The sequence below is a fragment of the Kordia sp. genome (assembly GCF_050633145.1).
Taxonomy (GTDB): Bacteria; Bacteroidota; Bacteroidia; order Flavobacteriales; family Flavobacteriaceae; genus Kordia.
On the sequence record NZ_JBOEFY010000004.1, the window covers coordinates 308,732 to 332,466 of the forward strand.

The following is a 23,735-nucleotide window of genomic DNA, read 5'->3' on the forward strand; positions in this document are numbered from 1 at the left end:
ATGACACTCTCAGAACTCAAAAAATCTGGACATATCATTTTCGAATGTATCAGCGGAAGTCGTGCCTACGGATTGGACACGCCAACTTCCGACACGGACATTCGTGGTGTTTTTGTATTGCCAAAATCCATGTATTATTCACTCGATTACATTGATCAAATCAATGATGAAACGAATGATACTGTATATTATGAATTGCAAAAATTCATTTCGTTATGCGCCAAAAACAATCCAAATATCTTAGAATTACTGAATGTTTCGGAAGATTGTATTTTATACAAAGATCCGTTGTTTGATAAAATTAAGCTAGACATATTTCTATCCAAACAATGCGAAAAATCATTTGCAAACTACGCGTTTACACAAATCAAAAAAGCGCGTGGATTGGAAAAGAAAATCGTCAATCCAATGGAAAAAGAACGTAAGTCTGTGTTGGATTTTTGTTTTGTCTACGATGAAGGAACTTCAATTCCGTTAAAAACGTTCTTAGCTAATAACAAAATAAAACAAGAACATTGTGGCATTGCAAATATTCCACATTTAAAAGATTGTTATAACGTATATCACAACGAAAAAATTCCCTACAAAGGAATTCTAAAAAGTGAAAAAGCAAATGAATTATCGTTGAGTTCTATCCCAAAAGAAGAAACGACAATTGGAATGTTATTTTACAATAAAGACAATTACTCTAGCTACTGCAAGAAGTACAAAGAATATTGGAATTGGGTTGAAAAACGAAATGAAGAACGTTATAAAACAACGGTTTCTCATGGAAAAAATTACGATTCTAAAAATATGATGCATACCTTTCGCTTGTTACGTATGGCAAAAGAAATTGCAACAGAAAATACAATTCATGTAAAACGCCCAGATCGTGAATTTTTACTCGATATAAAACATGGAAAGTTTGAATATGACGAATTGGTGACTTGGGCAACCGAATTAAAAATAGATTTGGAAAGTTTATATGCAAATTCAACGTTACCAGGACATCCAGATATAGAAAAAATTAATACATTACTCATTAACATTAGAACCGATTTTTATACTCAAAACCAGTGAACGCTTTACTAGACATAGCCTATTCCTGTAAAAGTTTCCTTTCGGAAGATTGGAAAGCAACATACAGCGCGTTTTTACAGAACGAACATCTGTCTGTACTAGCGCGTAATGTGTATGCTTTGTATGAACATGATGTTGAGAAATTTCACGGAAAACCCAATTTTGAAGAAGAAATTATTCCAGATATAAAAGAGGCGTTTATCATCTTTAAAGAACAATTCAAAATCTTAAAAAAATATAACTTTGAAGATAATAAACTAACGCGCAAGGCTTTTGCCACTGCCGTAGAAAGAACAAACTTCAGGCACATCTTGATACTTTCCGGACAACGATTAACCTCAGCAAGTATTCAAGATGAACATGGAATTCCGCCTTTGCAAAACGAATTGTTAAAACAGAGTTTCAAAGCACATAACGATCAAATATCAAAAGCGGTTCGTGCTTGGGAAAAACACGCACAACGCTCTACGGAAAGTTTCTGGGGAACCGTAAAAGGAAGTGCGGAAGAGAAAGAACAAAATGTACAAAAATTGGTAAAACACATGCTGAAACACAAAACCTGGTGGAATGTTTTTACACATTACAAACACGAAATTGTGTATGAAGTACGTATTCCTAGTGGACACGGAATTCGCTGGAAAAAATCAACCTTAGAACTCATTGGATTTTTAGAACCTTTTGAAGATTACGATTATGACAGAACATGAACAAACATATAATTTTTCGCAACAGGAATGGGAAACGTGCCTAAAAGTTTTGCATGTCCTAAAGGAAAATCCGTTGGAGAATCCAGATAATAAACAATTTGGAACGCTCCTCACAAAGATTACTAAAAAGGCAAAAAAGTCAAACCGAAAAGGTACATTTTCCTCAAAAAAGAAGGAAGATTTAGAAACGATCTTAAACAGTGAAATTTCTAAAAACGCATTGCAAAACACCACAATTTATCAAGATGAAGCACAATCTCCGCAATCATTTACAAAGTTGAATGTTCCTAAAAACTGTTATTGCTGCAATACTTCCTTTTCGTTGGCACATTCGTTCTACAATCGATTATGTCCATCATGTGCTGAACTCAATTATGAAAATCGTTTCAAAAACCTCGATTTATCAGGTCGCAACATCATTTTAACTGGTGGACGCGTAAAAATCGGATACGCTACAGCATTAAAAATGTTACGTTCTCATGCAAATGTAACCGTGACAACACGTTTTCCTGCCAGTGCTTTAGACTTATTTCGTCAAGAAAAAGATTATGAATCCTGGAAAGACAACTTAGTCGTATACGGATTGGATTTACGAAATCTGAAATCGGTTGAAAACTTCATTCACTATTACAAAAACACACACAAAACGCTCGACATTCTCATCAATAATGCAGCGCAAACGATCAAATATACCGATCAATACTACACACCATTAATTGCCAAAGAACAGCAATTGGCATTAGAATTTTCTGGTCAGCAAAACTTAATCGCGAATGAAACGCCTGTAGCGAATGTAAAATTATTGAACAATCATGTAGAAAAAAGTTTCTTGGAACTCAATCGTTTTGGACAACCTATTGACACTCGTTCAAAAAATAGCTGGAATGCTACCTTGGAAGAAATTTCCATGCAGGAATTGATTGAAGTAAATTTAATCAATCAAATTTCTCCATATTTCTTAATTAAAGAATTAGTACCATTATTGAAAAATTCTAGCTTTCCTAAAAAGCACATCATCAATGTCACTTCTTCCGAAGGACAATTCAGTTACAACAACAAAACCATGTTTCATCCGCATACAAATATGACCAAAGCGGCGTTAAACATGATGACGCGAACTTCCGCAATGACGTTTGAAAAAGATCATATTTATATGAATGCAGTTGATGTTGGTTGGGTTTCTACAGGAGCTCGCGAAACCTTGCGTAAAAAACAATTTGAAAAAGGATACATTCCGCCACTCGACCCTGTTGATGGCGCATCAAGAATCGTGCATCCTATCTATGAAAATGAAAAAAACAATACTATATTTACAGGAAAGTTATTAAAAAACTACTGTATTGTAGATTGGTAAAATGAAGAAAGCACAGCAGTAGTTCAGCGGAAGAATACTATCATTACAAGATAGAGGGCACGAGTTCGATCCTCGTCTGCTGTGCATAATATATAAAAGATGTGGCAGTAGTTCAAGATAATTGGAAGAATATCGTCAACAAAACGAAGGTTGCGGGTTCGAGTCCCGTCTGCTACACTTTTTAAATAATAATAATAAGAAATTTTGATACGCAAAGGCTGGTGGTTTAATGGAAGAACACCTGTAAACAGACATTTTATTCCGGAGGTGCGAGTTCGAATCTCGCTCAGCCTTTGTCTCAAAAAAGATCTTTAAAAATATGTAAGGGTTGATGGTTTAACTGGAAGAACACTTGGCTCATATCTAGAGGTGCGAGTTCAAATCTCGCTCAACCTTTACTAAAAAAACGGTAGCAGTAGTAGCTCAATTGGAAGAGCATCTGCCTTCCAAGCAGAGGGTTTTGAGTTCAAATCTCAAGTGCTGCTGCCTATTTTAAAATAAAATTTGACATACAAAGATTGGTAGTTCAACTGGAAGAATATCAAACATCCATTTTGGAGATGTGAGTTCAAATCTCACTCAATCTTTGTTCCATAATGGTAACAGTAGTAGCTCAATTGGAAGAGTGCCTGCCTGTCACGCAGGAAGTTGCGGGTTCGAATCTCGCCTACTGTTGCCTATTTATAAATTGATAAAATACAAAGCCATGAAATACGCTTTAGAAAAAACAACCAATACACATATTTTAGAAGCCGAAGAAATAAAAGTTCGCCATACAGTTGGTAGTACACAAGTATTACAAATTGAAGGTGAAGGAATGGTGTCACATGGTGAACACGGAATTATAAAAACAGAAAGTAAATATGTGATTAAGTATGTGCAACAAGAATTTAATCCTGTAACTCGGATCATTGAAAATGCTTTTGACTAAAATTTAATATCTGTGAAAACAATTAAAATATATACCGAAGAAGATATTGCCAATATCTCGGAAACAGATACTATTCGATTAGAAATATATCTGAAAAATGCAGTAATTCCCATTCGTGAAATGAGTGGCGAATTGTACGCACGCGCCGTTGGTTGTAAATTTCCGAACTTAACAATTGTTTTCGGATTGGTTTCTTTAGATGCGCATAAAGCGGAATTACCAAAACTCACAGAAATTCAAGGAAATTTGAACATTCATGGGAATGATATTTTACTTCCTGAATTAAGCAAAATACTAGGTGATTTTAAACAACATCATCTTGTAGAATTACCCAAACTCAAAATAATCACCGGAAAATCCAATGTGCTCAAAAGTCGTATCTCAGAAAAATGGCAACGCGTTCTTTTTCAAAAAGATTTAGATGAATTGGAAAAAGGTGAATTATACAACCTCAGCATAGAAAATTGCAATGTTACTTTGCGCAGTACTGCAATTTACGGAAATTTAAAAATTAGCAATGCAAAAGTAAACTGCCCTAACTTAGAAACAATTTATGGCGATTTCACACTTGAAATCTCTGATAAATTCAGTAATTACATAGCAAAACCAAGCTTAAGTTTTGATGACATTAAAAGTGGAAAAGCAGCAAGTCTTTTTGAAAGTCCTAAGCTTAAAACAATTCATGGAAGCTGTGAAATCAGTACAACAAAACCTATAAATATAGATGTTGAAAGCGTTAACGATAGAATTGAAATTCAAAAAGGAAACGCTTCTTTTAGAAAACTTCTTAAAACGGGAGCGCTAATTGTAAGAGAAAAATCAAAAATGGTTTGTGATGCACTCACAGAAACAACAAAAAAATTAGTAACGCATGAAAAAAGTTACCTAAGCGCAAAATCACTCTATAAAATTGGAAAACATTGTGGTATCAGCTCTAAAATTGAGATTCCTAATTTACTTTTTATTCAAGGCGATTTATCGATAAGACAGCATCATTATCACAAACCAAAAATTAAACATAAGTTCAAAAGCCTAAAATATATAGGTGGAAAAATAACGTTTGATGAATTCTGCTCATTTCCTAAACTAGAAGAAGTAAAAGGTGTTTGCAACATAAGAATGTTAAAAAACATCTCTTCTGCAACAGCTCCAAGATTAACTTACATAGACACTTTAGATATTGGTGAACGACAAAATTATCGAATTAGAGAACGACTTCCTAGTCTGCAAAAAGTAGGAACAATGATGTATCAAAAAGATACTGAACATCTCATTATTGATCATTTTTTTCATACTGTAGAAAATCGAAATACAGAATTTATCATCTCAAAGGAATCCTTCTCAAGATGGAGTCGTTTAAGTGAAGATAAATTACCTATACAAAGGCTAATTGCCATTCTAAAAATGCGCCATGTTTCTTTTGATAATTTCTATACGCGCGAATTAACACGTGAATGGAAATACGAAGCCAGTGCGTCTTTTGATGAAATTATTACTTCAATTAAACGAAAATGGAAAAAAGTAATTCCGCTTACTTATGAAGACATATTTCAATTACACGATTTTTCTATGAAAAGATTTGCATTCAACTATGTTGGTGTAGACACTTTTATGCAAAAACTCAAAGCAAAACGAATTGCTACAGAAGGAATTGAAGTCAATCATATTCAATATGATGAATTAGGAAATAAAAAAATGGTGCAAAAACACAACGTCTTTGAAATTTACGAAGCCGATTTCAATAAAGTACAGCATTTTAGATCTTGGCGTGGTGAAAAACAATTGCGTTATGCAGTAAAATGTTGGTGTACTTCTACCAATCAAGAACATTGGATTTGGATTGAAGAAGCATACAAGAATGATCCGCTTTCTGCGATTGCTTCTACATTTCGCGTGCATGAAAATGTGATTCCATATATTTCTTGTATAAAGCGTCAAGGAGATATTTTATTATGTGAAATTAAACGAAATGTAAGACCTGAAGGAACAATTAGAGCATTAACCAAAGAAGAATATTTTGGCTTACTTGTTGCAGAATCCTAAATACCAATAGGGTTAGAACAATTATAAATAACGCTTCAAATTTGGAAGGAACCCTATAAATATCACATATTTGCCACACTAATGACAAAAATTTATTTACATATTGCCTCTTCTTGCCTGAAAAGTCAAGACACAAATCGCGGAATGGTTGAACCATTTTGGCGAAACGAGACGCTTTATGTACATTTTTATCAGTGAAGTTTAATATGAAATAACACAAAAATTATACAAACAGTAAAGCGTCCAAGGAATTGGGCGCTTTTTTTATGAAAAAAAATTAAAAAATGTTAGTCGCATAATCAAATAGAAAAATAAAAGGTTGAAACAAAAAGCAATTGAGAGACAGACAGTTGGCAAAAAGTTCAATATCCGTTACATAACGGACAGGGATTCCTATATCCAAAATCAAACATAACTATTTGATTATCAATAAAATAAATTAAAAAAAGATTTGCGTAATCAAAAAATCGTTTCCATATTTGCAACGTCAAAAACAAGAAACGACATAACAAAAAAACATCATGAAATTTAATATACATCACATATCCGCCTTAGCAAACATTCTCCGATCGCCGGAAAGTTGCGACAGACTGTTTTTACAAGAACAGACATGGGATATTATGTATTTAAAACAATGGGAGTATTATAAAGATATGTTACGATGATCGTAACTATACATAAACTTTATAAAAGCATCTCCCAAAAAAGAGATGCTTTTTTTATGGTTTTTATTTAACAAAAAATGATGCATAGCTTAGTTGGTAGAGCAGGGCGCTTTTAACGTCAAGGTCGTGAGTTCGAACCTCACTGCGTCAACAAAAAGGAAGAGCAAGCCAATTGGCGGTGGCCACGGTCTTGAAAACCGTTCGGAGTTAATGACTCGTGTGGGTTCGACTCCCACTTCTTCCGCAACTAATTTGGAGTGTAGGTAAATATTGGTTCGTTACGCTTGACTGCTAATCAAGTCCGTTTAACCGCGGTGAGGGTTCAATTCCTTTGCGCTCCGCAACATATTGGGGATATAGTTTACCAGGCGAAAACAGTGGGTTTGCATCTCGCAGCACGGAGTTCAAGTCTCCGTATCTCCACAAAATGATATTGTAGCTCAATGGCAGAGCAAGAAGCTGTTAACTTCTAGGTTGAAGGTTCGAATCCTTCCGATATCGCAACGACAAGGTGGCTGAATGGCAAAGGCAGCAGTCTGCAAAACTGTTTTGTATGAGTTCGAATCTCATCCTTGTCTCAATGATTATGTAGTATCAAACTTGTTTGAATAGTATATAATTTACTTGGAAGTGTTGAGCAATTGGTTGGCTTGCCAGACTGTAAATCTGGTCTCTTCGGAGCGTGTAGGTTCGAGTCCTACTACTTCCACAACACACGCTTGTGGTGTAACTGGTAGCATGTACGTCTCCAAAACGTACGGTTGAGGTTCAAATCCTTGCGGGCGTGCAAAATATCGCTATGGTGTAATGGATAGCACATGAGATTTAGCTCACATGTTATTCATTATAGATTAAGGAGTTCGTGAATGTGAAAACATTTCTAACCTCATAGTCTAAGTTCGAAATGCTTTGCATTCATGAGTTCCTATTTATTAAGATAAGAACAAAACGAACTAATCTTAGTAGCTATACAAATAGTATCGTGACTCAACGGTAGAGTGCTCGACTGTCTCTCGAGAAGTTGCGGGTTCGAATCCCGTCGGTACTGCAAAACTGAGAATAGAACAATTGGCTGTTTACTCGCCTTGGACGCGAGAGGATGTAGGTTCGAATCCTGCTTCTCAGACGAAGAATAGAAAACTTAAGGTTTTTTATTAAAATAAAATGCTCTGTTGGTCAAACGGCTAAGACGCTACACTTTCTATGTAGAATTAGGGGTTCGATTCCCCTACAGAGTACAAAACACCTGTGTGATGGAACTGGTATACAAAACAGTCTTAAACGCTGTCGTGCGAAGCACATGTGGGTTCGAATCCCACCGCAGGTACTATAATGCAGAGATGATGTAATCGGTAAACATGCCTGACTTAGACCCAGGTTTCTGAGAGTTCGAATCTCTCTCTCTGTACAAACGCAATCTTGAAAGGAGTGCAACAAGTTTATGGTGTAATGGATAGCACATTGGTTTACGAAGCCAAGAGTATAGGTTCGAATCCTATTAGACTTACAAATTGACCCATGTTGTAACGGCAGCAGGCGAGACTTTGACTCTCGAGGTAAAGGTTCGAATCCTTTTGGGTCTACCATAGCGATATAGCTTAATTGGCAAAGCACTGGTCTCATAAGCCAGAAGTTGAAAGTTCGAATCTTTCTATCGCAACTAAAAAATAGTGATATAGCTTAATTGGTAAAGCGTCAATCTGATAAGTTGGCAGATGAAAGTTCAAATCTTTCTATCACTACAAAAATGGTGACTTTAGTTTATTTGGTAAAACGCCTCACTGTGAATGAGAAGAACAGGGTTCGAATCCCGAAGTCACCCAACCAGGAATAATGGCAGAGTTGGTCAATGCGATGGATTGAAGTCCCAGAGATATAGGTTCGAATCCTATTTATTCCACAAAAGAAATGTAGTTTAAAAATTAAAATAGCGAGCAATTATCTCGAAGATGCAAGTAAAATCTTGCCATTTCTCAAATTAAAAATTAATAAAAACAAACAGTCATGAGACAAGATGTATTACAAAGGTTCTTTTACAGAACTGAAGATTCAGGAAGATTCCTTGTGACTTCAAAAAGAACAGGAGTCACCTATTTTGTAGAACCAATAGATTCTGGAAAGCCTGCTATTTTATGGGGCGATTTAGATCCAGCTACAAAAAAAATGACTGGGGATTATGGAAACAAAAGAAGAGGCGCCGTTTTGGCGGAACAATCATTAATTACCTCTGAAAATGGCTTTCAAAACATCTCCACTTTCAAAGGTAGTCCTTTGGGTGAAATTGATCGTAGAGATCGATTGCATGAAATGAGAAAAAATGAAATGTAAAACGAAATGATTCTTTAGGAGTCATCCAAAAACAAAAAAGAAATCATGTTTAAAAAATATAATAGTATTGAAAATACATACCGTGAAAAGGCAATCGAACAGGTATACCTTCACGATTACGGAAACGATGTGTTCGTAGTACAAGAAAAAGTACATGGAGCTAACTTTTCTTTTATTACTGATGGAACTAGTATCCAAGTTGCTAAACGTACAAGTTTAATTGCTGAAGATGAAAACTTCAACAACTACAACTATGTTTTAAACAAGTATGAAAAAGCAATTATAACACTTTTCAAACTTGTAAAGAAAGATTTTCCTGAAACGGAAATGATCACAATTTTTGGTGAAATTTTTGGAGGAAGCTATCCGCATCCTACGGTAGATAAGATAGATGGAATGGTTCGTATTCAAAAAGGAGTTTTTTACAGTCCTGAAAATGATTTTTATGCATTTGACATTTGTTTGAATCATACACAGTATTTAGATGTAACTATTGCAAATACATACTTTGAAGAAGTCGAAATGTTTTACGCAAAAACACTTTTTGCTGGAACCTTTAGTGAATGTATGGCATATCCAAATGCATTTGAATCGAAAGTTCATGAATGGTTAAATCTTCCGAAAATTGAAGGTAATATTTGTGAAGGAACCATCATCAAACCATTAGTAAGTAAACGTTTTGGAAATGGACAACGCGTTATTTTCAAAAATAAAAACGAAAAATGGTCTGAAAAGTCACATGAAAAAAGATCAAGAGTTTCAAAGCCAAGTGCTACAGAAGTGCTTTCTGAAACTGAAAAAGAATTGATGAACACACTTCTTGGCTATGTAAATGAAAATCGTTTGATGAATGTACAAAGTAAGATTGGTGAGTTTTCTCCAAAACAAACTGGAAAAACCATTGGAATGCTTGCTAAAGATGCACTAGAAGATTTTGTAAAAGATCATGAAAGTGATTGGAACAAGATGGAAAAACAACATCAAAAAGTAATGACAAAAATACTTAACAGAGAAGCTGCTAATGTGGTAAAAGAAGTGCTTCTTTTTAGGTAATGTAGAGGTGACTGTCCAAGCTTCTATTCTTGGGCAGTCTTCATAAATATGAAAACTCAATTGATTCTAAAAGTCTATAAAGCATTGTTTTGAACATAAAATAATACGTTTTATTTCAAAAATGTAGATAGAAATTTTACTGTTTTCAATTTTAAAACAAACAAAAACTATGAAAATTGCAGTAAACAAATGGCGAAATTTTTCAGGAAAAGTGTTCGATGTGCCCATAACTACGCTTATTGAAAATGCCATTATAAAAGAACGAAAAGCTGGTCATAGATTAAAGATTTATGTGGGTTCAGATTCACAGGCTTATAAAACACACGTTGCCTATGGTACTGTGATCGTAATTCTCAGAGAAGGGAAAGGTGGTTTTATGTTCATTAAAAACGAAAAAGGAACCACTAAAATAGGAATAAAAGAGCGTATGCTCAGAGAGGTAAATCTATCCGTAGAAACAGCCTATAACATTTGTGACCTATTGGAAAAGTATAATATTCAATTAGAAGTCCATGCAGATATTAATACAGACTCAAAATTCAAATCAAATGTGGCCCTCAAAGAAGCAATGGGATATATCTTAGGAATGGGCTTTGCATTCAAAGCGAAACCTTATGCTTTTGCAAGTTCGTCTTGTGCAGATAGTATTGTCTAAATAGCATTATACCTCTTCTTTTCTAATGAATATTTATATCAGAAAGAAAAACAGTAGCTAATCAATATTTACTGTTTGGTTTATCATCTTAGCTACACGTGGATTGTAACTAGGATTTAAGAAGAAAATAAATTAAAAATCATAAAAGTAGGTGTCGTAAAACAGCGTTACTTCGTAACTATAACGATCCTAAGGTAGCGTAACACGGGCGACCGTGCTAGCGAAGTTGGGTTAAAAACCAACATGGCAAAATTTTGCAAAAAAGAAAGTCTCTCGTAGATGTCAAATTGCCGGCTCACTGCCCTTTATAGCATTTATTTGTTAGGGTAAGAGCGATTTTCCACAAGGAAAATTCCGTTGTTTGCCTGTTGCCCTACTTTTTAAAATATACCAATAAATTATACAAACCTGTTACTAAAAAACTTTACTCTATAGAGTAATACTGGGAAAAACTGCTCAAAAATCAAAGTTAGAAAAAGTAACTCCAGGAAAATATTTTATCTACGCAAAATGAATGCGTAGTTCTATGAAATATTTGTACCAGAAAGAAAAACAGTTGCTAATCAATATATACTGTTTGGTTAATTATCCTCGCTACACGTGGATTGTAGCGAGGTAAACAAAAGCCTCTTTAGCATAAAGGGAAGTGCTATGGTAAAAGTTAGACGTAACCATGGAGTGATTGGAATATGTTGTTAGTGATACGCTCGCTAATGAATAGAATTTGCAGAAGCACCGAAATACACAAGATGTAAAGTAGGGAAGCGCATTTACAGCCAATCTGTTCGTACATACGAAAGTATCGGTTCGAATCCGATAAGAGGTACTATTAAAATATCAAGCGAGTCTTGTTGCGTGTTTCTGTATAGCACCATTGTATAAAACGTTGCACAATTTGTATCATGTTTTTATATGCAACTCGACTTGGAGGCTTCGGGTTATTGGCCAAATAATAATTCACCACCATAAGGGGAACATGGGTCATGGGTTCGAATCCCATTCTCGCAAGAGATAGTTCAGCGGTTAGAACAATGTTTATTGGATGTTGCCGGTTCGAGTCCGGTCAGTAGCTCCGAAAGGTTGGTTACTGTAACTCAATTGGTAGAGTACTACACTTTTAATGTAGATTGAAGTTTGATCTCTTCTCAAAAGATTACCAGCCTGTCACGCTGTTAAATTTGACGAAAACGATGACGTATCAATCTGCTGAAGTTTCAAATGAGATGAACAGCAATTTTGAAGTCACTTTGACATAAAAAGTGCTTGCTGATAGCAACTACTATTTCTTGACGATCAAATCAAACTAAAAACCTGCTTACTAAGTTGTGTTTTGGTGCGATTCCATCCTCAAAAAAGAACTAGTGAACATCTGTAAAATCTTTTATCTCCGTGAAAGAGAAATGATTGATGCGCTTCGTTTTTACTCGATAATCGAGATTAAAAAAGTAGAATCGTCAGTAATGGCATAATTAATAATAGAGACATGAAACGAGTACGAATTCACACAGGAAAAGTAGGTTTGGTTTTTAAAAACGGAAACTACCAGAAAGTAATTACTGAAGGAACATATTGGCTAAAGTTTAGTCAAAATGCAGTTATTTATGATCTTACAGAAAAGTTTCATGCGCCAATTGCTAGTGAAATTTTATTGCAAGATGTGAACTTGACAACTATGTTAGAAGTAATTGAGGTAAAGGATAATGAAATTGTATTACTTTTTGAAAAAGGAAACTTTAAAACTGTTTTAGAAGTAGGACAACACTTGTACTGGAAAGGTTTGATTAATAGAACTTTTACACGAGTTGATTTGAGTAAGACAGAAATTACTGAGATCAAAGACAAAAACTTGCTAAGCAACTATAACTTGTCAAAGTATATCCGATTGTTTGAAGTATTGGAATATGAAAAAGCAATTTTATTGGTTGATGATAAGTTTGAGAAAATTTTAAACTCTGGTATTTATCGCTTTTGGCGAAATGCAACAAATATCAAGATTTCAAAAGTAGATATGCGTCAGTTGCAACTAGAAATTGCTGGTCAAGAATTATTGACCAAAGATAAAGCGGCAATTCGTATCAACTTTTATACGCAGTACAAAGTCACAGATATCAAGAAAGCAATTTTGGACAACAAAGACTTTGAGAAACAATTATACATTGCAATGCAGTTGAAGTTGAGAACTTTTGTTGGAAACTACACATTGGATGAATTATTAGACAATAAAGAAAATATTGCCAATGCTGTATTTGAAAACATAAAAGATACCGTAGAAACTTTAGGAATTAAGGTATTGTCTTGCGGAATTCGTGATGTGATTTTAACTGGAGAAATGAAAGAAATCATGAACCAAGTTTTAATTGCTCAGAAAAAAGCACAAGCAAACATCATTACACGTCGTGAAGAAACTGCTTCGACAAGAAGCTTACTTAACACGGCAAAATTGATGGAAGAAAATACGATGTTATATCAGTTGAAAGAAATGGAATATGTTGAGAAAATCGCAGATAAAATTGGTGAGATTACCGTTTCAGGAAATGGCGGCGTAGTTACTCAATTGAAAGATATTTTTTCAGTTAATAAATAGATATTTAACATACATAATCACTATGTTTTTATTCCTGTCCCAGGATCGTTCTACCAAAACGATTCTGGGACTTTTTATTGTTACGAAGTATATTAAAGATAATCGTGTTTTTGCGTATCAGGATACCAATAACGTCCTAAACTTAACTCTAAAATTCCTTTTTCGTACGCATCAATATAAAATTCTACAGCACGAGCCGTACCAAAATTAACCACTCGCCCTGTTGCTTTTTCTACTAAAAAAGGTCCCGTTATAACATGATATTTAAAATCTCCTGTTTCAAAATATTTTTTATTTTCAGAATAATAAATATTACCGTATGACTTCTTTATAGTTAATTGATCAATAACTATAATTTCAACAGTATCATTACTTATGAATGACATATATTTTTTTGCTATGGTAAGCATTTCTTGTTCTGTTAACATAGTCTTTATTTATGACTGTATTTTTGAGTATTAGGATACCAATAAAGATCTAAACTTGGTATCATAGTTCCTTTTTCATATTCATCTATATAAAATTCTAAAGGGTGTGCTGTCCCAAAATTAACAACTCTACCTGTTGATTTCTCTACTAGAAAAGGTTCTGTTACAACATGATGTTGAAAATCCCCTGTTTCAATATATATTTTATCATTGTAATAGTAGATATTTCCGTAAGGCTTTTCTATGACACGTCCTTGATATAGAATTAATTCAGTATCTTCATCACTACTAAATACCATATATTTTTCTGCTATAATTAGCATTTCTTGATTTGTTAACATCTTTTTCTATTTCACTTGTAGGGTATAAAATACTAGGTAATATTTAAATTTAAAACATAACTTTTTCAAAATTTAAGATCATTAAAACTATAATGGGTTAAAAAGTCATATTTTGAATATCTGGATACAAAAATCCATCTAAAATATTTTTCTATGACTTATTCATTCTTTTGTTTTTTGCGATTATTTTGCGTCTGAGTTCTATTTTTTTAGCTTGCTCTTCAGGAGTCATTAATTCCCACTCTAAAGCCTTTATTTTTTCAAGATTTATATAATATTCATCAAATATATGTTTATGACTAATTTTATAATCTTTTAATTCTTTCATAGTATCATAATTTTTAAATATCAGAGGATATAACTCTTTATTTCTTTCTTCTAGTTCTCTTAATGTCTGTTTTTTTTTCATAGTTATAGTTCTATTAAAATTATTTCATATATTTCTAATGTTGGATCGAAGGGATGAGGAGCTGGATTTATACTTAAAATTTCAAACTCAGTTTTTGATTTGAAAAGCACTTCTGCTTCATCTACAATATCAGAAATCACTTCTACTAATTTACCATTTTTACCTTGTACTTTAAAAATCACATTATGATTAGGTTTGTATTGAAACCAGTTTTCTAAAAATTTCTTACGATGAAAAGATGTTGAAAAAAAACCCTCTTCGGTATATACTTTTTTGCCTAAAAATAACTTTTTTATTAATTCTTCGGACATTTCTACAGATCGATACAATGTATATTCTGCGCCATTATAAATACTGTTAGGTAATTTATCTAAAGCTTTATTTAATAACCTTTCGAAACTAATATACTCTTTCCTTAACAGAATTATTCCTCTTAAAGCTTTATTAAGTTTATCAAAACCAGATGCCGTGTAATATGTTATAATAGCCTCTTGATGTATACTTAAGAATCCTTTAAACTCTCTATGGTTAATTACATATCTAATTATATCTAAAAATTTCTTATTCTTTAATACTAACCTACATACATCTGTTAATTCTTGTAAATAACTAAGTAATTCTTGTTTCCCTAACTTTAAAGCCTCGTGTAGTTGCAAAGATATTTCTTTAGCTTTTCCTATTGCTATGGGTATACTTTTATAAATAACCGTTATATCGCCATGAATATTCCTACAAAAAACAGCACCTACTTTTTGTAACTTGGAAATATTTTTTAATCCAGCTAACTTTTCCCCTACAGCTATTATTTGTAATCCTGTTTTATTAAAGTTAGGGATTTCTAAATTATGGATTGCTTTTAAAGTGAGCTCTTTTACTTTTTTATAGGCTTCCTTTTTTAAAAATACTCTTCCTGTACCTTGTAATATATTTGCTCCAGAATGTACAATTTTTGGAGCATTTGTCGCAACTACCTTTATGGCAATAGGACTAAAAGTAACCAAACCTAATGTGTTATATATTTCGTTCCAAAGTCTTAAAAAATTTTGCGCTTCTTGACCTACATAATCACTTTTTTTAAGTTCTTTTCCTTGGACAAAAATATCTCCAGTAGCCAAACCCATATCTGTTATGGCAGCATACAACATCATAGAGCTAGCCCCTGAATAAATAGTAGCAGCACTACCTACAACCATTAATATATTAAACCCAAACCGAATTACTTTACTTATTCTTTCCCACTTTTTTATATAAGAAACATGTCTAATAAATATGGCTGGAACATTCATAGTAACAGCCTCTCCTTTATCATTATATTGCGTAAATTTGATAACATCTAGAGGATTGTAACTACCTATTTCATTGAAACCATTACTAAATTCTACATCTACAACAGATCGTGACTTACTAAAACGATTACTAGGCAATAATGTATATCCTATTTTTTCCTCGCTTTCCCAACTATTTTCAAGATGAATTTTACCGTCTTCAATACCTGCATTTAATGTGTATGTTACCGTGTGTTTCCATTCCTCCTTTGCTTGTGGTCGCACATCATGAATCCCTTGATGAAAATGTGCTCCAGAAGATTCAAAAACACACAACTTAGCGTTTCCTTCAAACAATTGTATATACGAGTTTAACATTGTCGCAAACACATCTCTATTGGTAGGTTCAAAACTGCTAAATCCGGGAAAGGTTTTTGAAAAATTATACCATCCAAAAAAAGCTTCAATATCACCTTGATCATCTAAGTTTTCATACACTTGCAGTACAAGTTTTTGATCCTCCATAAACCTTTCCATACAATATTTTGGTGTTATAAGCGACATGACATATACTACATAATAGCTGGCATCGGAAGTACCTTTATCATAATCGGCAAACATTTTAAAATGTTTCCAAAGTGTTGTATCAAATATTTTATATGGTTTTGTATCTTTCTCCACTTCAGTATGATATCCAAGTCTTATATAACTTGGTAGCTTATCATATAAAAACATCAATTCTTTAATTGCATCTTTTTCGTTGAGCTGGTATAAAAACTTCTTCCATATAACTTTTCGTATTTTACTAGCCTCATATTCCCCATATACTTTTTCCAAAAAGAAAAGCAATAACTCTGCGTCACTAGTTCTCAATGTTATGGCGCTTCTACTATGATTTTTTTTATCTAAATCTTCAAAATATATATAATAGGTATAGGTAACTGATTTGTTATCTATATCTATATTAACTTCAAAGCTATTTTTTTGTGTACTATTGTTGAGATAACATTTTGTAGTATTTAATAACAAACTAGACGCTAAATTTTTATAATTGAATTTCTCGATCTCTCGTTCAAGTTGCTCTTTTGTAAATGGCGTTTTAAGAAGCTTATCTCTTTTTTGGATAGACCTAATACCATCTTTTACTATTTCTCTATTATTAAAATCTCTTACTTTAGAGCTTTTAAAGTTTCTCTTATCTTTAACATATCTATTAGCATCAAATTTATTTCTCTTAAAATAAGAAGAGCTCAAATCTTCTATTAGTTTTTTTTCATCAATATTAGTTGAAATAAAGTTTTCTTGATATTCACAATCACCTCTTGTATTTGGGAAAGTTCTAAAAGGAGGAAATTCATCATTATCCATAGCTTCTAGCTTTTTTCTTAACCAAAAGTCAGGAGCTTCATGAAATTTAAAATTTGACATATTTTCTATTTTTTTGATAAATTAATGAATGAGTATACCTATCCTATTTCCGAATAAGAAATACTTACTCAGATCAGTAATAAAGATGGTTTTCAAGTATAAGAGGCAGTCATGCTTTTTAAATATAGATATAAAAGTTAGTATATATCTCAAATATTGTGTGAGCGTCATAAAAAACATATAAGCGTTGAATTTTAGTTAAAATTCACGTAGTTTTTCTATAATATGAAAACTAATATTGCATATACCTCTCTTAAACATCCAACTCTAATTAATACAAAAAAAGTGGTTTTTTATCATAAAACACATGTCATTCTAACATTGCTCCAGTAGTTGCAGCAACTATTTTCTTTAATAATTTCTGTCATAAAAAATAAGATCAGATTAGGTTTTTCAATAGTGCGCAAAATGACTGCGTAGTACAATTAAATATTTGTCTCATCAAAATAAAACAAGTAGTTATTAACTTAAAATTTAAACAGATGAAATTTAATGTATTTACAAAACAACGTACACAAGTCATTACAAATCATCAAGGTGAAAAAGCCTATAAAATGACTCCTGAGATGGAATTGTATAGTGCCGTAGTGACTACTAGCTTAGAAAAAACTACATACGAAAATACGTCTGATCGTGTGAAACGAATCCGAAAATTGGTTCGAAATTGCGATCCTGTATTTGTAGCCAAGTTAGCCATATACGCACGTACAAAAATGAACTTACGATCAATCCCTGTTGTATTAGCTGTAGAATTGGGTAAAATTCATAAAGGCGATAATTTGGTGAGTAAAACCATTTATAATATCATACAACGTGCAGATGAAATCACAGAAGTGTTAGCATATTACCAAATGGCAAATAAGCGAAATGACGTTAAAAAGTTAAATCGTTTGTCAAAACAAGTTCAAAAAGGTATTGCAGCAGCTTTTACAAAGTTTGATGAATATCAATTTGCAAAATATAATCGAAAAGGTGAAGTTACGTTGAAAGACGCATTGTTTTTAACGCATCCGAAACCTACGAGTGAAGACCAACAATTTTTATTCAACAAGATTGTAAATGATACTTTAGAAATTCCATATACATGGGAAGTTGAATTATCGAAAGTCGGTCAGCAAAAATATGCTTCTATAATTGCAAAAAAAGAAGCGGTAACTGCTACTTGGGAAACATTAATCAAAAGTAAAAAAGTAGGTTATATGGCAATGATGCGAAACTTACGTAACATTTTACAAGCAGATGTTTCTCCAGATTGTATCAGTCAAGTTGCAGATTATTTGAGTAATGAGCAAGCAGTTTTACGTTCGCGTCAATTGCCATTCCGATTTTTATCTGCATACAACGAAGTACAATTGGTAGACTCGCAATATACATCGTACATATTAGAAGCATTGGAAGATGCCATTCAAATAAGTGCGCAAAACATTCAAGGTTTCGATATTCATACGCGTGTATTAATGGCTTGTGATGTATCTGGTTCAATGTTTAGCCCAGTTTCAGGTAAAAGTAAAATACAGTGTTATGATATCGGTTTGGTGTTAGCAATGTTATTACAAAACCGTTCAAACAATACGATTACAGGTATTTTTGGTGATCGTTGGATGACTTATAATTTACCAAAAAAAGGAATTTTACGTAATGTAACTGCCTTGAAAAAAATTGAAGGTAAAGTCGGTTATTCAACCAATGGTTTCAAAGTTATTGAGTATTTGAATCAAAAGAAGAAAGTGATGGATAAAGTATTCTTCTTTACCGATTTACAAATGTGGAATAGTACGTATGGTAACAATCATATCCAAAAGGAATGGTTAAAATACAAACGAAACGTAGCGCCACATGCAAAATTGTACTTATTTGATTTAATGGGTCATGGTCAAGCGCCATTGCGATTAGAAAAAAACGACGTGCATTTAATTGCAGGTTGGAGTGATAAAGTTTTTGAAGTAATGCATGCTATTGAAAATGGTAAAAAAGCATTATCAGAAATTAAAAAAATAAAATTGGATTAATTTTTAGTAGTGCGCAAAATCACTGCGCACTACTTTATAACCTTTGTATCATCAAATACAAACAAGCAGATAAGGTGTTTTTGGTTGCATAGTAGACTTCCACTCTATAGGAGCGAGTTCGATCCTCGCTATCTGCTCAAAAGTTCATTAAAATAATAAGGAAAATGCCGTAAGAACAGGAATACATCGACTTCCAATTGACCTGAATCCTATTCGCAAAATTGCTTTTCCTTTACTATCAAAAATGTTAGTGTCGTATCAAAGTGTTACTTCGGCGATTCACGCGGGTTTGAAGAAAACCTTTTTAAAGCACTTTAATCTTTTTACCTATCATTTTTAATTACAAAACTAAGTTCATTGAAAATTAAACAAACAATATAAGTGTCGTAAAAAAGGAATACTTCGAGTCATCTCAAAATGCAAGTGCAACTCTTGTCTTTCGTAAAGAAAGTCGTCTAATTAGTAGGACATGAGGAAAAGTCCCTTTTTGAATTATCACCTTATATCACATGGAAAATGCCGTCAATACAGGAATACTTCGACTATTAATCGCACTAAAATCTTGTATATCATATTGCTTTTCCTTTTAAAAAAAACATACATATTAGTGTCGTACTAAAGTGTTACTTCTGGATAAATTAGGTTCGAATCCTAACCGTCTCAATGATGAGATGTGGCAAACACACTTTGGATTTTTTACCTAGTATCTTTAAAAATAAAACAAGTGCCGTAGAAAAGTACTACTTCGCACTCGAATGCCGTGGTCGCAGGTTCGAATCCTGCCTTTCCTACTAATTAACTCAATGTAGTTTATATGGTAAGGATGAGAAGTTTATACTGAATAAAGTATGAACGTAAATCCTGCCTTTTCTAAAAAAATTGCACTATATGGGAAAGTAGCTCAGTCTGGTAGAGCACGTAAACTAAATACTTTTTGTCCAATTGCCTTGTTTTTAAAATTATATCAAAATGTCACGCTTATTAAAAAAAATCTTATTCTTTTTCTCTTCTTTTCTTCTGAAAAAGGAGCATGAAAAAACCAAAATAAACACGCTAAAAATTAGTGATGATATTATTTTGAATGTAATGGATAAACTTTCTGATTTTGAAAATAAGCAAGGATTTTTAAAACCAATGACTTTACACAAATTGGCAAAAAAATTAAAAACAAATCCTAAGTATTTGTCGAAAATCATAAACAATCACTATCAAAAAAACTTTAGTTCATACATCAATGATTTACGAATCAAGTATGTTTTAAAAGAACTAAAAACAGATGATTCACTAAAAACAACTACCGTAAAGGCACTTGCTAAGAGAATAGGTTTTGGAAATACAGAATCTTTTGCAAAAACTTTTAAAAAACATACAGGTGAAAATCCTTCAAACTATTTAAATAGCTTAAATCATAAATAAAAATTACTCTTTTTAATTTGTTAACTATTTTTCTTGAACTGATAAGTTCCTTCATTTATACAATTATGAATGTTGGAACTTTTCTTTTTAAAATTGATAAAAACAACTTTAAATTTATACCATTTGAAGCAACTTTATTTCACTCCAAATTTACTGTATTCAAAAAAATCTATTCTCATTTTAAAAGTTAAGAGTAGCTAACATTTAATCAATTGATAATCAGATAAAAATACACTTTCAAAATACGAGCAAGGTTTTTTTCTCATCCTAAAAAGTGATAATACTTAATCTCAAAATCAAGTAAAAATACGTACCTATATAATAGGTGTATTGTGCAACTTTGAGAACCTATAACCAACTTTATCATTTTTTATGGAAGCCACTCAAGAAAATATAGCACAATCAGACACAATCGAAATCAAAGTTTATGTTCCAATCAATGACGTTACGGAACGTCAACAAGGAATGATCGACAATGCAATTAAAAAGCACCCTAGAGATCGTAAATACCTAACAAATTCAGCTTACTCCGAAATTTTTGCGCCTAGTAAACATGATGCAAATGATATTATTGAACATGCTGAAGCGCAAAATTGGGATGTCAGTTTTGATGAAAAAGCACGTGAAATTACTATTAAGATTAACTCGGATAACGTTACCAAGCCACAAAGCGGCACTTCAACTATTCCGCTTATATTTTTAAGTTCTCAGGGAGATATTCACTTAGATGCCGCTGATTCAACACAAAAAGCGAATGCAAGCGCTAAAGATATTGTCGATCCAACACAGAAAACGGGGTTTGTAAAAAACAATCAAGAACGAAGAGTTGGTCGCGGACATGGAATTCCTATTCAAGAACCAGCACATGGATACAGCGTTCTCGAAATTGCAGAAAGTTATAACTTCCCTGATGGAGATGGCGAAGGACAAACCATAGGAATTATAGAATTAGGTGGACAGTTTGAGCAAAACGATTTGGAAAATTTCTTTGACGAATACAACACTCCAGTTCCAGAAATTCAAATAGTCGGCGCACCCACAACAACTCCACAAAACGATAATGTAGAAGTAACAGCAGACATTCAGGTAGCTGGAATTTTAGCACCAAAAGCAAAATTTGTCATTTACTACGGAACTACCATTTTAAGTGCCATGAAAACTGCCTTGGCAGACACAAAAAATAAATTAACTGTTATTTCTATCAGTTGGGCTGGATCTGAATTAGGATATTCTCTACAAGAAATTACAGAACTAAATAATGTATTTCATGAAGCATCACTCAAAGGAATCACCATTGTAGGAGCTTCTGGAGACAATGGAGCTTTAAACAATAAACAGTACGCCAATGTAAATGTCCCTGTAAATTCTTCGTATGTACTCGCTTGTGGCGGAACGCAAACATATATTACAGACGATAAAATTGTAGTAGAATCCGTATGGAACGAATCTACCCAACAAGCGCAAATAGCAAGTGGCGGCGGATTTAGTCAACGTATAGCAGAGCAACAATATCAAACAGCTACCTCACAAGAATACATTAAAAAATTTCCAGAATTTGAGCCATACTACTTATCGGGAGGAAGAGGAATTCCAGACATCGCTGCAAATGCTGCCGATGCTTCTGGATATACTATTTTCTTTGAAGGCAGATGGATAAAAGTTGGCGGAACCAGCTTAGCAACGCCACTTTGGGCTGCATTAATTGCTCGTATGAATCAAAACTTAGGCTATAGATTAGGATTCATTAATCCATACTTATACAAATTGATTAACTCTTCATCATTCAATCAAATTTTAGAAGGAAATAACAACCTATATCTGGCTGCAGAAGGATGGAATCCATGCACAGGTTTAGGAACTCCTAACGGGAAAGAATTAATGCAAGCTATTGATGGCTTAGAATAAGCTTCTACAAAATTAGTATTCACATAAAACTTAAAAATCATGGCAAAAAAATTGGCATTAGATGAACTTCCAAAACGTCTTACTGTAGATGGTAAAAAAGTAGAAGATATAATAATGGTATATGGTTTTGTTGCAAAAGGTACTGAAGAAAATAACATCACTTTTTACTTAGATCCTGCATTAAAAACTTCTGTTGTTGTAAAAGATGAAGACATAATTCATCATGTAAAAGTTACCAAATCACACAATCCAATTGGTGGAACCATCATTTGGGTTAAAAATGCAGCTTCCTATTTACAAGGAAAAACAGCGCAAACGCAACCACATTTGCAATCACAACAAAATGCAGAACAATTTTTCCAAGGAGATATTTACCAACAATTTGCAAATACTGTTCAAGGAAATACAGTGCCAAAACCACAAGGCGCACATGTGCCTGTTTGTGGATGTGGTAAATGTGGACAATAAAAAAAACTAGACCCAAAATTGATATAAACCTATCAATTTAAAAATCGTAAGATTTTAAAGATCATATTATTAACCTTTAACTTTAATTATTATGTTTACATTTTTTCATGGATGTGGAATACCTCCCATTACCCTAACTTGTGGTAGTATGGCTGGAGCACATGCACAAGCACAGCTTGGACCCACTGGAACATATGGATGTACTTCACCTCCAAATTGTTTAATTGGACCAACTGGAACACAAGGCTGTACACAGCCAGGTCATTGCCTTGGACCGACAGGAACGCAAGGCTGCACTGTAGTTGGACCAACTGGAACACACGGATGTACAATTGTTGGACCAACAGGAACGCAAGGATGCACTGTAGTTGGACCGACTGGAACACAAGGATGTACGATTGTTGGACCAACGGGAACACAAGGATGCACAATGCCTCCTCATTGTGTACCAAATACAATAGGATGTACGGCAATTACACCATGCGCAACAACAACGGCTCCGCAAGTTCAAGTAGGACCAACAGGAACGCAAGGATGTACAATGCCTCCTCATTGTGTGCCTAATACAATAGGATGTACAGCAATTACACCGTGTGCAACAACAACGGCTCCGCAAGTTCAAGTAGGACCAACAGGAACGCAAGGATGCACTATAGTTGGACCAACTGGAACACAAGGATGTAC

General features: G+C 33.5%; 17 protein-coding genes, 26 tRNA genes and 1 pseudogene. 40 read left to right on the forward strand and 4 right to left on the reverse strand.

Annotated elements, in window-relative coordinates; all coding sequences use genetic code 11:
• The 34 genes from ACRBBL_RS03575 to ACRBBL_RS03740 all read left to right on the forward strand — a co-directional run bounded on the left by ACRBBL_RS03575 (window position 1) and on the right by ACRBBL_RS03740 (window position 13,382).
• Window positions 1-1,062, forward strand: coding sequence for a nucleotidyltransferase domain-containing protein (locus ACRBBL_RS03575; protein WP_431367671.1), 1,062 nt, complete (start codon window positions 1-3; stop codon window positions 1,060-1,062).
• Window positions 1,059-1,769 carry a hypothetical protein gene (locus ACRBBL_RS03580; RefSeq protein ID WP_431367672.1) on the forward strand — a complete coding sequence of 237 codons (711 nt, stop codon included), beginning with the start codon at window positions 1,059-1,061 and terminating at the stop codon, window positions 1,767-1,769. The genes ACRBBL_RS03575 and ACRBBL_RS03580 overlap by 4 nt, the downstream gene beginning before the upstream one ends.
• On the forward strand, window positions 1,756-3,123 hold the full coding sequence (locus ACRBBL_RS03585; RefSeq protein ID WP_431367673.1) for an SDR family NAD(P)-dependent oxidoreductase: 1,368 nt from the start codon (window positions 1,756-1,758) through the stop codon (window positions 3,121-3,123). The genes ACRBBL_RS03580 and ACRBBL_RS03585 overlap by 14 nt, the downstream gene beginning before the upstream one ends.
• A gap of 12 nt (window positions 3,124-3,135) precedes the next feature.
• Window positions 3,136-3,207 (forward strand) — tRNA-Val (locus tag ACRBBL_RS03590).
• Between the two features lie 17 nt (window positions 3,208-3,224).
• Window positions 3,225-3,300, forward strand: a tRNA-Cys gene (locus ACRBBL_RS03595).
• Between the two features lie 38 nt (window positions 3,301-3,338).
• Window positions 3,339-3,417 (forward strand) — tRNA-OTHER (locus tag ACRBBL_RS03600).
• Window positions 3,418-3,448: 31 nt separating this feature from the next.
• Window positions 3,449-3,519: transfer RNA gene (locus ACRBBL_RS03605), tRNA-Met, on the forward strand.
• A gap of 16 nt (window positions 3,520-3,535) precedes the next feature.
• Window positions 3,536-3,608: transfer RNA gene (locus ACRBBL_RS03610), tRNA-Gly, on the forward strand.
• A 30-nt stretch (window positions 3,609-3,638) separates the two neighbouring features.
• Window positions 3,639-3,710: transfer RNA gene (locus ACRBBL_RS03615), tRNA-Gly, on the forward strand.
• Between the two features lie 15 nt (window positions 3,711-3,725).
• Window positions 3,726-3,798, forward strand: a tRNA-Asp gene (locus ACRBBL_RS03620).
• Window positions 3,799-3,829: 31 nt separating this feature from the next.
• A complete protein-coding gene (locus ACRBBL_RS03625; protein ID WP_431367674.1) occupies window positions 3,830-4,054 on the forward strand; it encodes a hypothetical protein in 225 nt (74 codons plus the stop codon).
• 12 nt (window positions 4,055-4,066) lie between these two features.
• Window positions 4,067-6,097, forward strand: coding sequence for a hypothetical protein (locus ACRBBL_RS03630; protein WP_431367675.1), 2,031 nt, complete (start codon window positions 4,067-4,069; stop codon window positions 6,095-6,097).
• A gap of 743 nt (window positions 6,098-6,840) precedes the next feature.
• Window positions 6,841-6,913, forward strand: a tRNA-Lys gene (locus ACRBBL_RS03635).
• A 6-nt stretch (window positions 6,914-6,919) separates the two neighbouring features.
• Window positions 6,920-7,006, forward strand: a tRNA-Ser gene (locus ACRBBL_RS03640).
• A gap of 10 nt (window positions 7,007-7,016) precedes the next feature.
• A tRNA-Ser gene (locus ACRBBL_RS03645) sits at window positions 7,017-7,103 on the forward strand.
• A 9-nt stretch (window positions 7,104-7,112) separates the two neighbouring features.
• Window positions 7,113-7,185 (forward strand) — tRNA-Ala (locus tag ACRBBL_RS03650).
• 6 nt (window positions 7,186-7,191) lie between these two features.
• A tRNA-Asn gene (locus ACRBBL_RS03655) sits at window positions 7,192-7,263 on the forward strand.
• Window positions 7,264-7,267: 4 nt separating this feature from the next.
• Window positions 7,268-7,340 (forward strand) — tRNA-Cys (locus ACRBBL_RS03660).
• 48 nt (window positions 7,341-7,388) lie between these two features.
• Window positions 7,389-7,471, forward strand: a tRNA-Tyr gene (locus ACRBBL_RS03665).
• Between the two features lie 6 nt (window positions 7,472-7,477).
• Window positions 7,478-7,549, forward strand: a tRNA-Trp gene (locus tag ACRBBL_RS03670).
• A 189-nt stretch (window positions 7,550-7,738) separates the two neighbouring features.
• Window positions 7,739-7,810, forward strand: a tRNA-Asp gene (locus tag ACRBBL_RS03675).
• A gap of 5 nt (window positions 7,811-7,815) precedes the next feature.
• A tRNA-Pro gene (locus ACRBBL_RS03680) sits at window positions 7,816-7,888 on the forward strand.
• Between the two features lie 40 nt (window positions 7,889-7,928).
• A tRNA-Glu gene (locus ACRBBL_RS03685) sits at window positions 7,929-8,000 on the forward strand.
• Window positions 8,001-8,006: 6 nt separating this feature from the next.
• Window positions 8,007-8,089 (forward strand) — tRNA-Leu (locus ACRBBL_RS03690).
• Between the two features lie 7 nt (window positions 8,090-8,096).
• Window positions 8,097-8,170: transfer RNA gene (locus ACRBBL_RS03695), tRNA-Leu, on the forward strand.
• 27 nt (window positions 8,171-8,197) lie between these two features.
• Window positions 8,198-8,269, forward strand: a tRNA-Arg gene (locus ACRBBL_RS03700).
• Between the two features lie 80 nt (window positions 8,270-8,349).
• Window positions 8,350-8,422 (forward strand) — tRNA-Met (locus ACRBBL_RS03705).
• 9 nt (window positions 8,423-8,431) lie between these two features.
• Window positions 8,432-8,504, forward strand: a tRNA-Ile gene (locus ACRBBL_RS03710).
• 8 nt (window positions 8,505-8,512) lie between these two features.
• A tRNA-His gene (locus ACRBBL_RS03715) sits at window positions 8,513-8,583 on the forward strand.
• Between the two features lie 6 nt (window positions 8,584-8,589).
• Window positions 8,590-8,662 (forward strand) — tRNA-Phe (locus tag ACRBBL_RS03720).
• 104 nt (window positions 8,663-8,766) lie between these two features.
• Complete coding sequence (locus ACRBBL_RS03725; protein WP_431367676.1) at window positions 8,767-9,090, forward strand: hypothetical protein; 324 nt, start codon at window positions 8,767-8,769, stop codon at window positions 9,088-9,090.
• Window positions 9,091-9,135: 45 nt separating this feature from the next.
• Entirely contained in the window at window positions 9,136-10,143 is a 1,008-nt protein-coding gene (locus ACRBBL_RS03730) for an RNA ligase, Rnl2 family (protein WP_431367677.1), read from the forward strand.
• Window positions 10,144-10,312: 169 nt separating this feature from the next.
• Window positions 10,313-10,798, forward strand: a complete 486-nt coding sequence (locus ACRBBL_RS03735) for a ribonuclease H-like YkuK family protein (RefSeq protein ID WP_431367678.1) — start codon at window positions 10,313-10,315, stop codon at window positions 10,796-10,798.
• Window positions 10,799-12,281: 1,483 nt separating this feature from the next.
• The gene (locus ACRBBL_RS03740; protein WP_431367679.1) at window positions 12,282-13,382 is read left to right on the forward strand and encodes a slipin family protein; all 1,101 of its coding nucleotides are present in this window, start codon (window positions 12,282-12,284) and stop codon (window positions 13,380-13,382) included.
• A gap of 92 nt (window positions 13,383-13,474) precedes the next feature.
• Here the strand turns inward: ACRBBL_RS03740 and ACRBBL_RS03745 are convergent, their stop codons facing one another.
• The 4 genes from ACRBBL_RS03745 to ACRBBL_RS03760 form a co-directional block, all read right to left on the reverse strand.
• Window positions 13,475-13,810, reverse strand: coding sequence for a hypothetical protein (locus tag ACRBBL_RS03745; RefSeq protein ID WP_431367680.1), 336 nt, complete (start codon window positions 13,808-13,810; stop codon window positions 13,475-13,477).
• A 5-nt stretch (window positions 13,811-13,815) separates the two neighbouring features.
• On the reverse strand, window positions 13,816-14,151 hold the full coding sequence (locus tag ACRBBL_RS03750; protein WP_431367681.1) for a hypothetical protein: 336 nt from the start codon (window positions 14,149-14,151) through the stop codon (window positions 13,816-13,818).
• Window positions 14,152-14,302: 151 nt separating this feature from the next.
• Complete coding sequence (locus ACRBBL_RS03755) at window positions 14,303-14,560, reverse strand: hypothetical protein (protein ID WP_431367682.1); 258 nt, start codon at window positions 14,558-14,560, stop codon at window positions 14,303-14,305.
• Window positions 14,561-14,562: 2 nt separating this feature from the next.
• Window positions 14,563-17,253, reverse strand: coding sequence for an ADP-ribosyltransferase (locus ACRBBL_RS03760; RefSeq protein WP_431367683.1), 2,691 nt, complete (start codon window positions 17,251-17,253; stop codon window positions 14,563-14,565).
• 482 nt (window positions 17,254-17,735) lie between these two features.
• On the opposite strand from ACRBBL_RS03760, the gene ACRBBL_RS03765 reads away from it, so the two are divergent.
• From ACRBBL_RS03765 to ACRBBL_RS03790, 6 genes and pseudogenes are all read left to right on the forward strand, one after another.
• The gene (locus tag ACRBBL_RS03765; protein WP_431367684.1) at window positions 17,736-19,262 is read left to right on the forward strand and encodes a TROVE domain-containing protein; all 1,527 of its coding nucleotides are present in this window, start codon (window positions 17,736-17,738) and stop codon (window positions 19,260-19,262) included.
• 65 nt (window positions 19,263-19,327) lie between these two features.
• Window positions 19,328-19,399: transfer RNA gene (locus ACRBBL_RS03770), tRNA-Gly, on the forward strand.
• A gap of 832 nt (window positions 19,400-20,231) precedes the next feature.
• The gene (locus tag ACRBBL_RS03775; protein ID WP_431367685.1) at window positions 20,232-20,678 is read left to right on the forward strand and encodes a helix-turn-helix domain-containing protein; all 447 of its coding nucleotides are present in this window, start codon (window positions 20,232-20,234) and stop codon (window positions 20,676-20,678) included.
• 372 nt (window positions 20,679-21,050) lie between these two features.
• Entirely contained in the window at window positions 21,051-22,583 is a 1,533-nt protein-coding gene (locus ACRBBL_RS03780) for a S53 family peptidase (RefSeq protein WP_431367686.1), read from the forward strand.
• Window positions 22,584-22,622: 39 nt separating this feature from the next.
• On the forward strand, window positions 22,623-23,051 hold the full coding sequence (locus ACRBBL_RS03785; protein ID WP_431367687.1) for a hypothetical protein: 429 nt from the start codon (window positions 22,623-22,625) through the stop codon (window positions 23,049-23,051).
• A gap of 91 nt (window positions 23,052-23,142) precedes the next feature.
• Window positions 23,143-23,735 (forward strand): annotated as a pseudogene (locus tag ACRBBL_RS03790) (hypothetical protein); the annotation flags it as partial.

Bases quoted from the DNA above. Each gene is read 5' to 3' on its own strand.
- ACRBBL_RS03575 (WP_431367671.1), top strand. From the start codon at position 1: ATGACACTCTCAGAACTCAAAAAATCTGGACATATCATTTTCGAATGT.
- ACRBBL_RS03585 (WP_431367673.1), top strand. From the start codon at position 1,756: ATGACAGAACATGAACAAACATATAATTTTTCGCAACAGGAATGGGAA.
- ACRBBL_RS03625 (WP_431367674.1), top strand. From the start codon at position 3,830: ATGAAATACGCTTTAGAAAAAACAACCAATACACATATTTTAGAAGCC.
- ACRBBL_RS03725 (WP_431367676.1), top strand. From the start codon at position 8,767: ATGAGACAAGATGTATTACAAAGGTTCTTTTACAGAACTGAAGATTCA.
- ACRBBL_RS03730 (WP_431367677.1), top strand. From the start codon at position 9,136: ATGTTTAAAAAATATAATAGTATTGAAAATACATACCGTGAAAAGGCA.
- ACRBBL_RS03735 (WP_431367678.1), top strand. From the start codon at position 10,313: ATGAAAATTGCAGTAAACAAATGGCGAAATTTTTCAGGAAAAGTGTTC.
- ACRBBL_RS03740 (WP_431367679.1), top strand. From the start codon at position 12,282: ATGAAACGAGTACGAATTCACACAGGAAAAGTAGGTTTGGTTTTTAAA.
- ACRBBL_RS03745 (WP_431367680.1), bottom strand. From the start codon at position 13,810: ATGTTAACAGAACAAGAAATGCTTACCATAGCAAAAAAATATATGTCA.
- ACRBBL_RS03750 (WP_431367681.1), bottom strand. From the start codon at position 14,151: ATGTTAACAAATCAAGAAATGCTAATTATAGCAGAAAAATATATGGTA.
- ACRBBL_RS03755 (WP_431367682.1), bottom strand. From the start codon at position 14,560: ATGAAAAAAAAACAGACATTAAGAGAACTAGAAGAAAGAAATAAAGAG.
- ACRBBL_RS03760 (WP_431367683.1), bottom strand. From the start codon at position 17,253: ATGTCAAATTTTAAATTTCATGAAGCTCCTGACTTTTGGTTAAGAAAA.
- ACRBBL_RS03765 (WP_431367684.1), top strand. From the start codon at position 17,736: ATGAAATTTAATGTATTTACAAAACAACGTACACAAGTCATTACAAAT.
- ACRBBL_RS03775 (WP_431367685.1), top strand. From the start codon at position 20,232: ATGTCACGCTTATTAAAAAAAATCTTATTCTTTTTCTCTTCTTTTCTT.
- ACRBBL_RS03780 (WP_431367686.1), top strand. From the start codon at position 21,051: ATGGAAGCCACTCAAGAAAATATAGCACAATCAGACACAATCGAAATC.
- ACRBBL_RS03785 (WP_431367687.1), top strand. From the start codon at position 22,623: ATGGCAAAAAAATTGGCATTAGATGAACTTCCAAAACGTCTTACTGTA.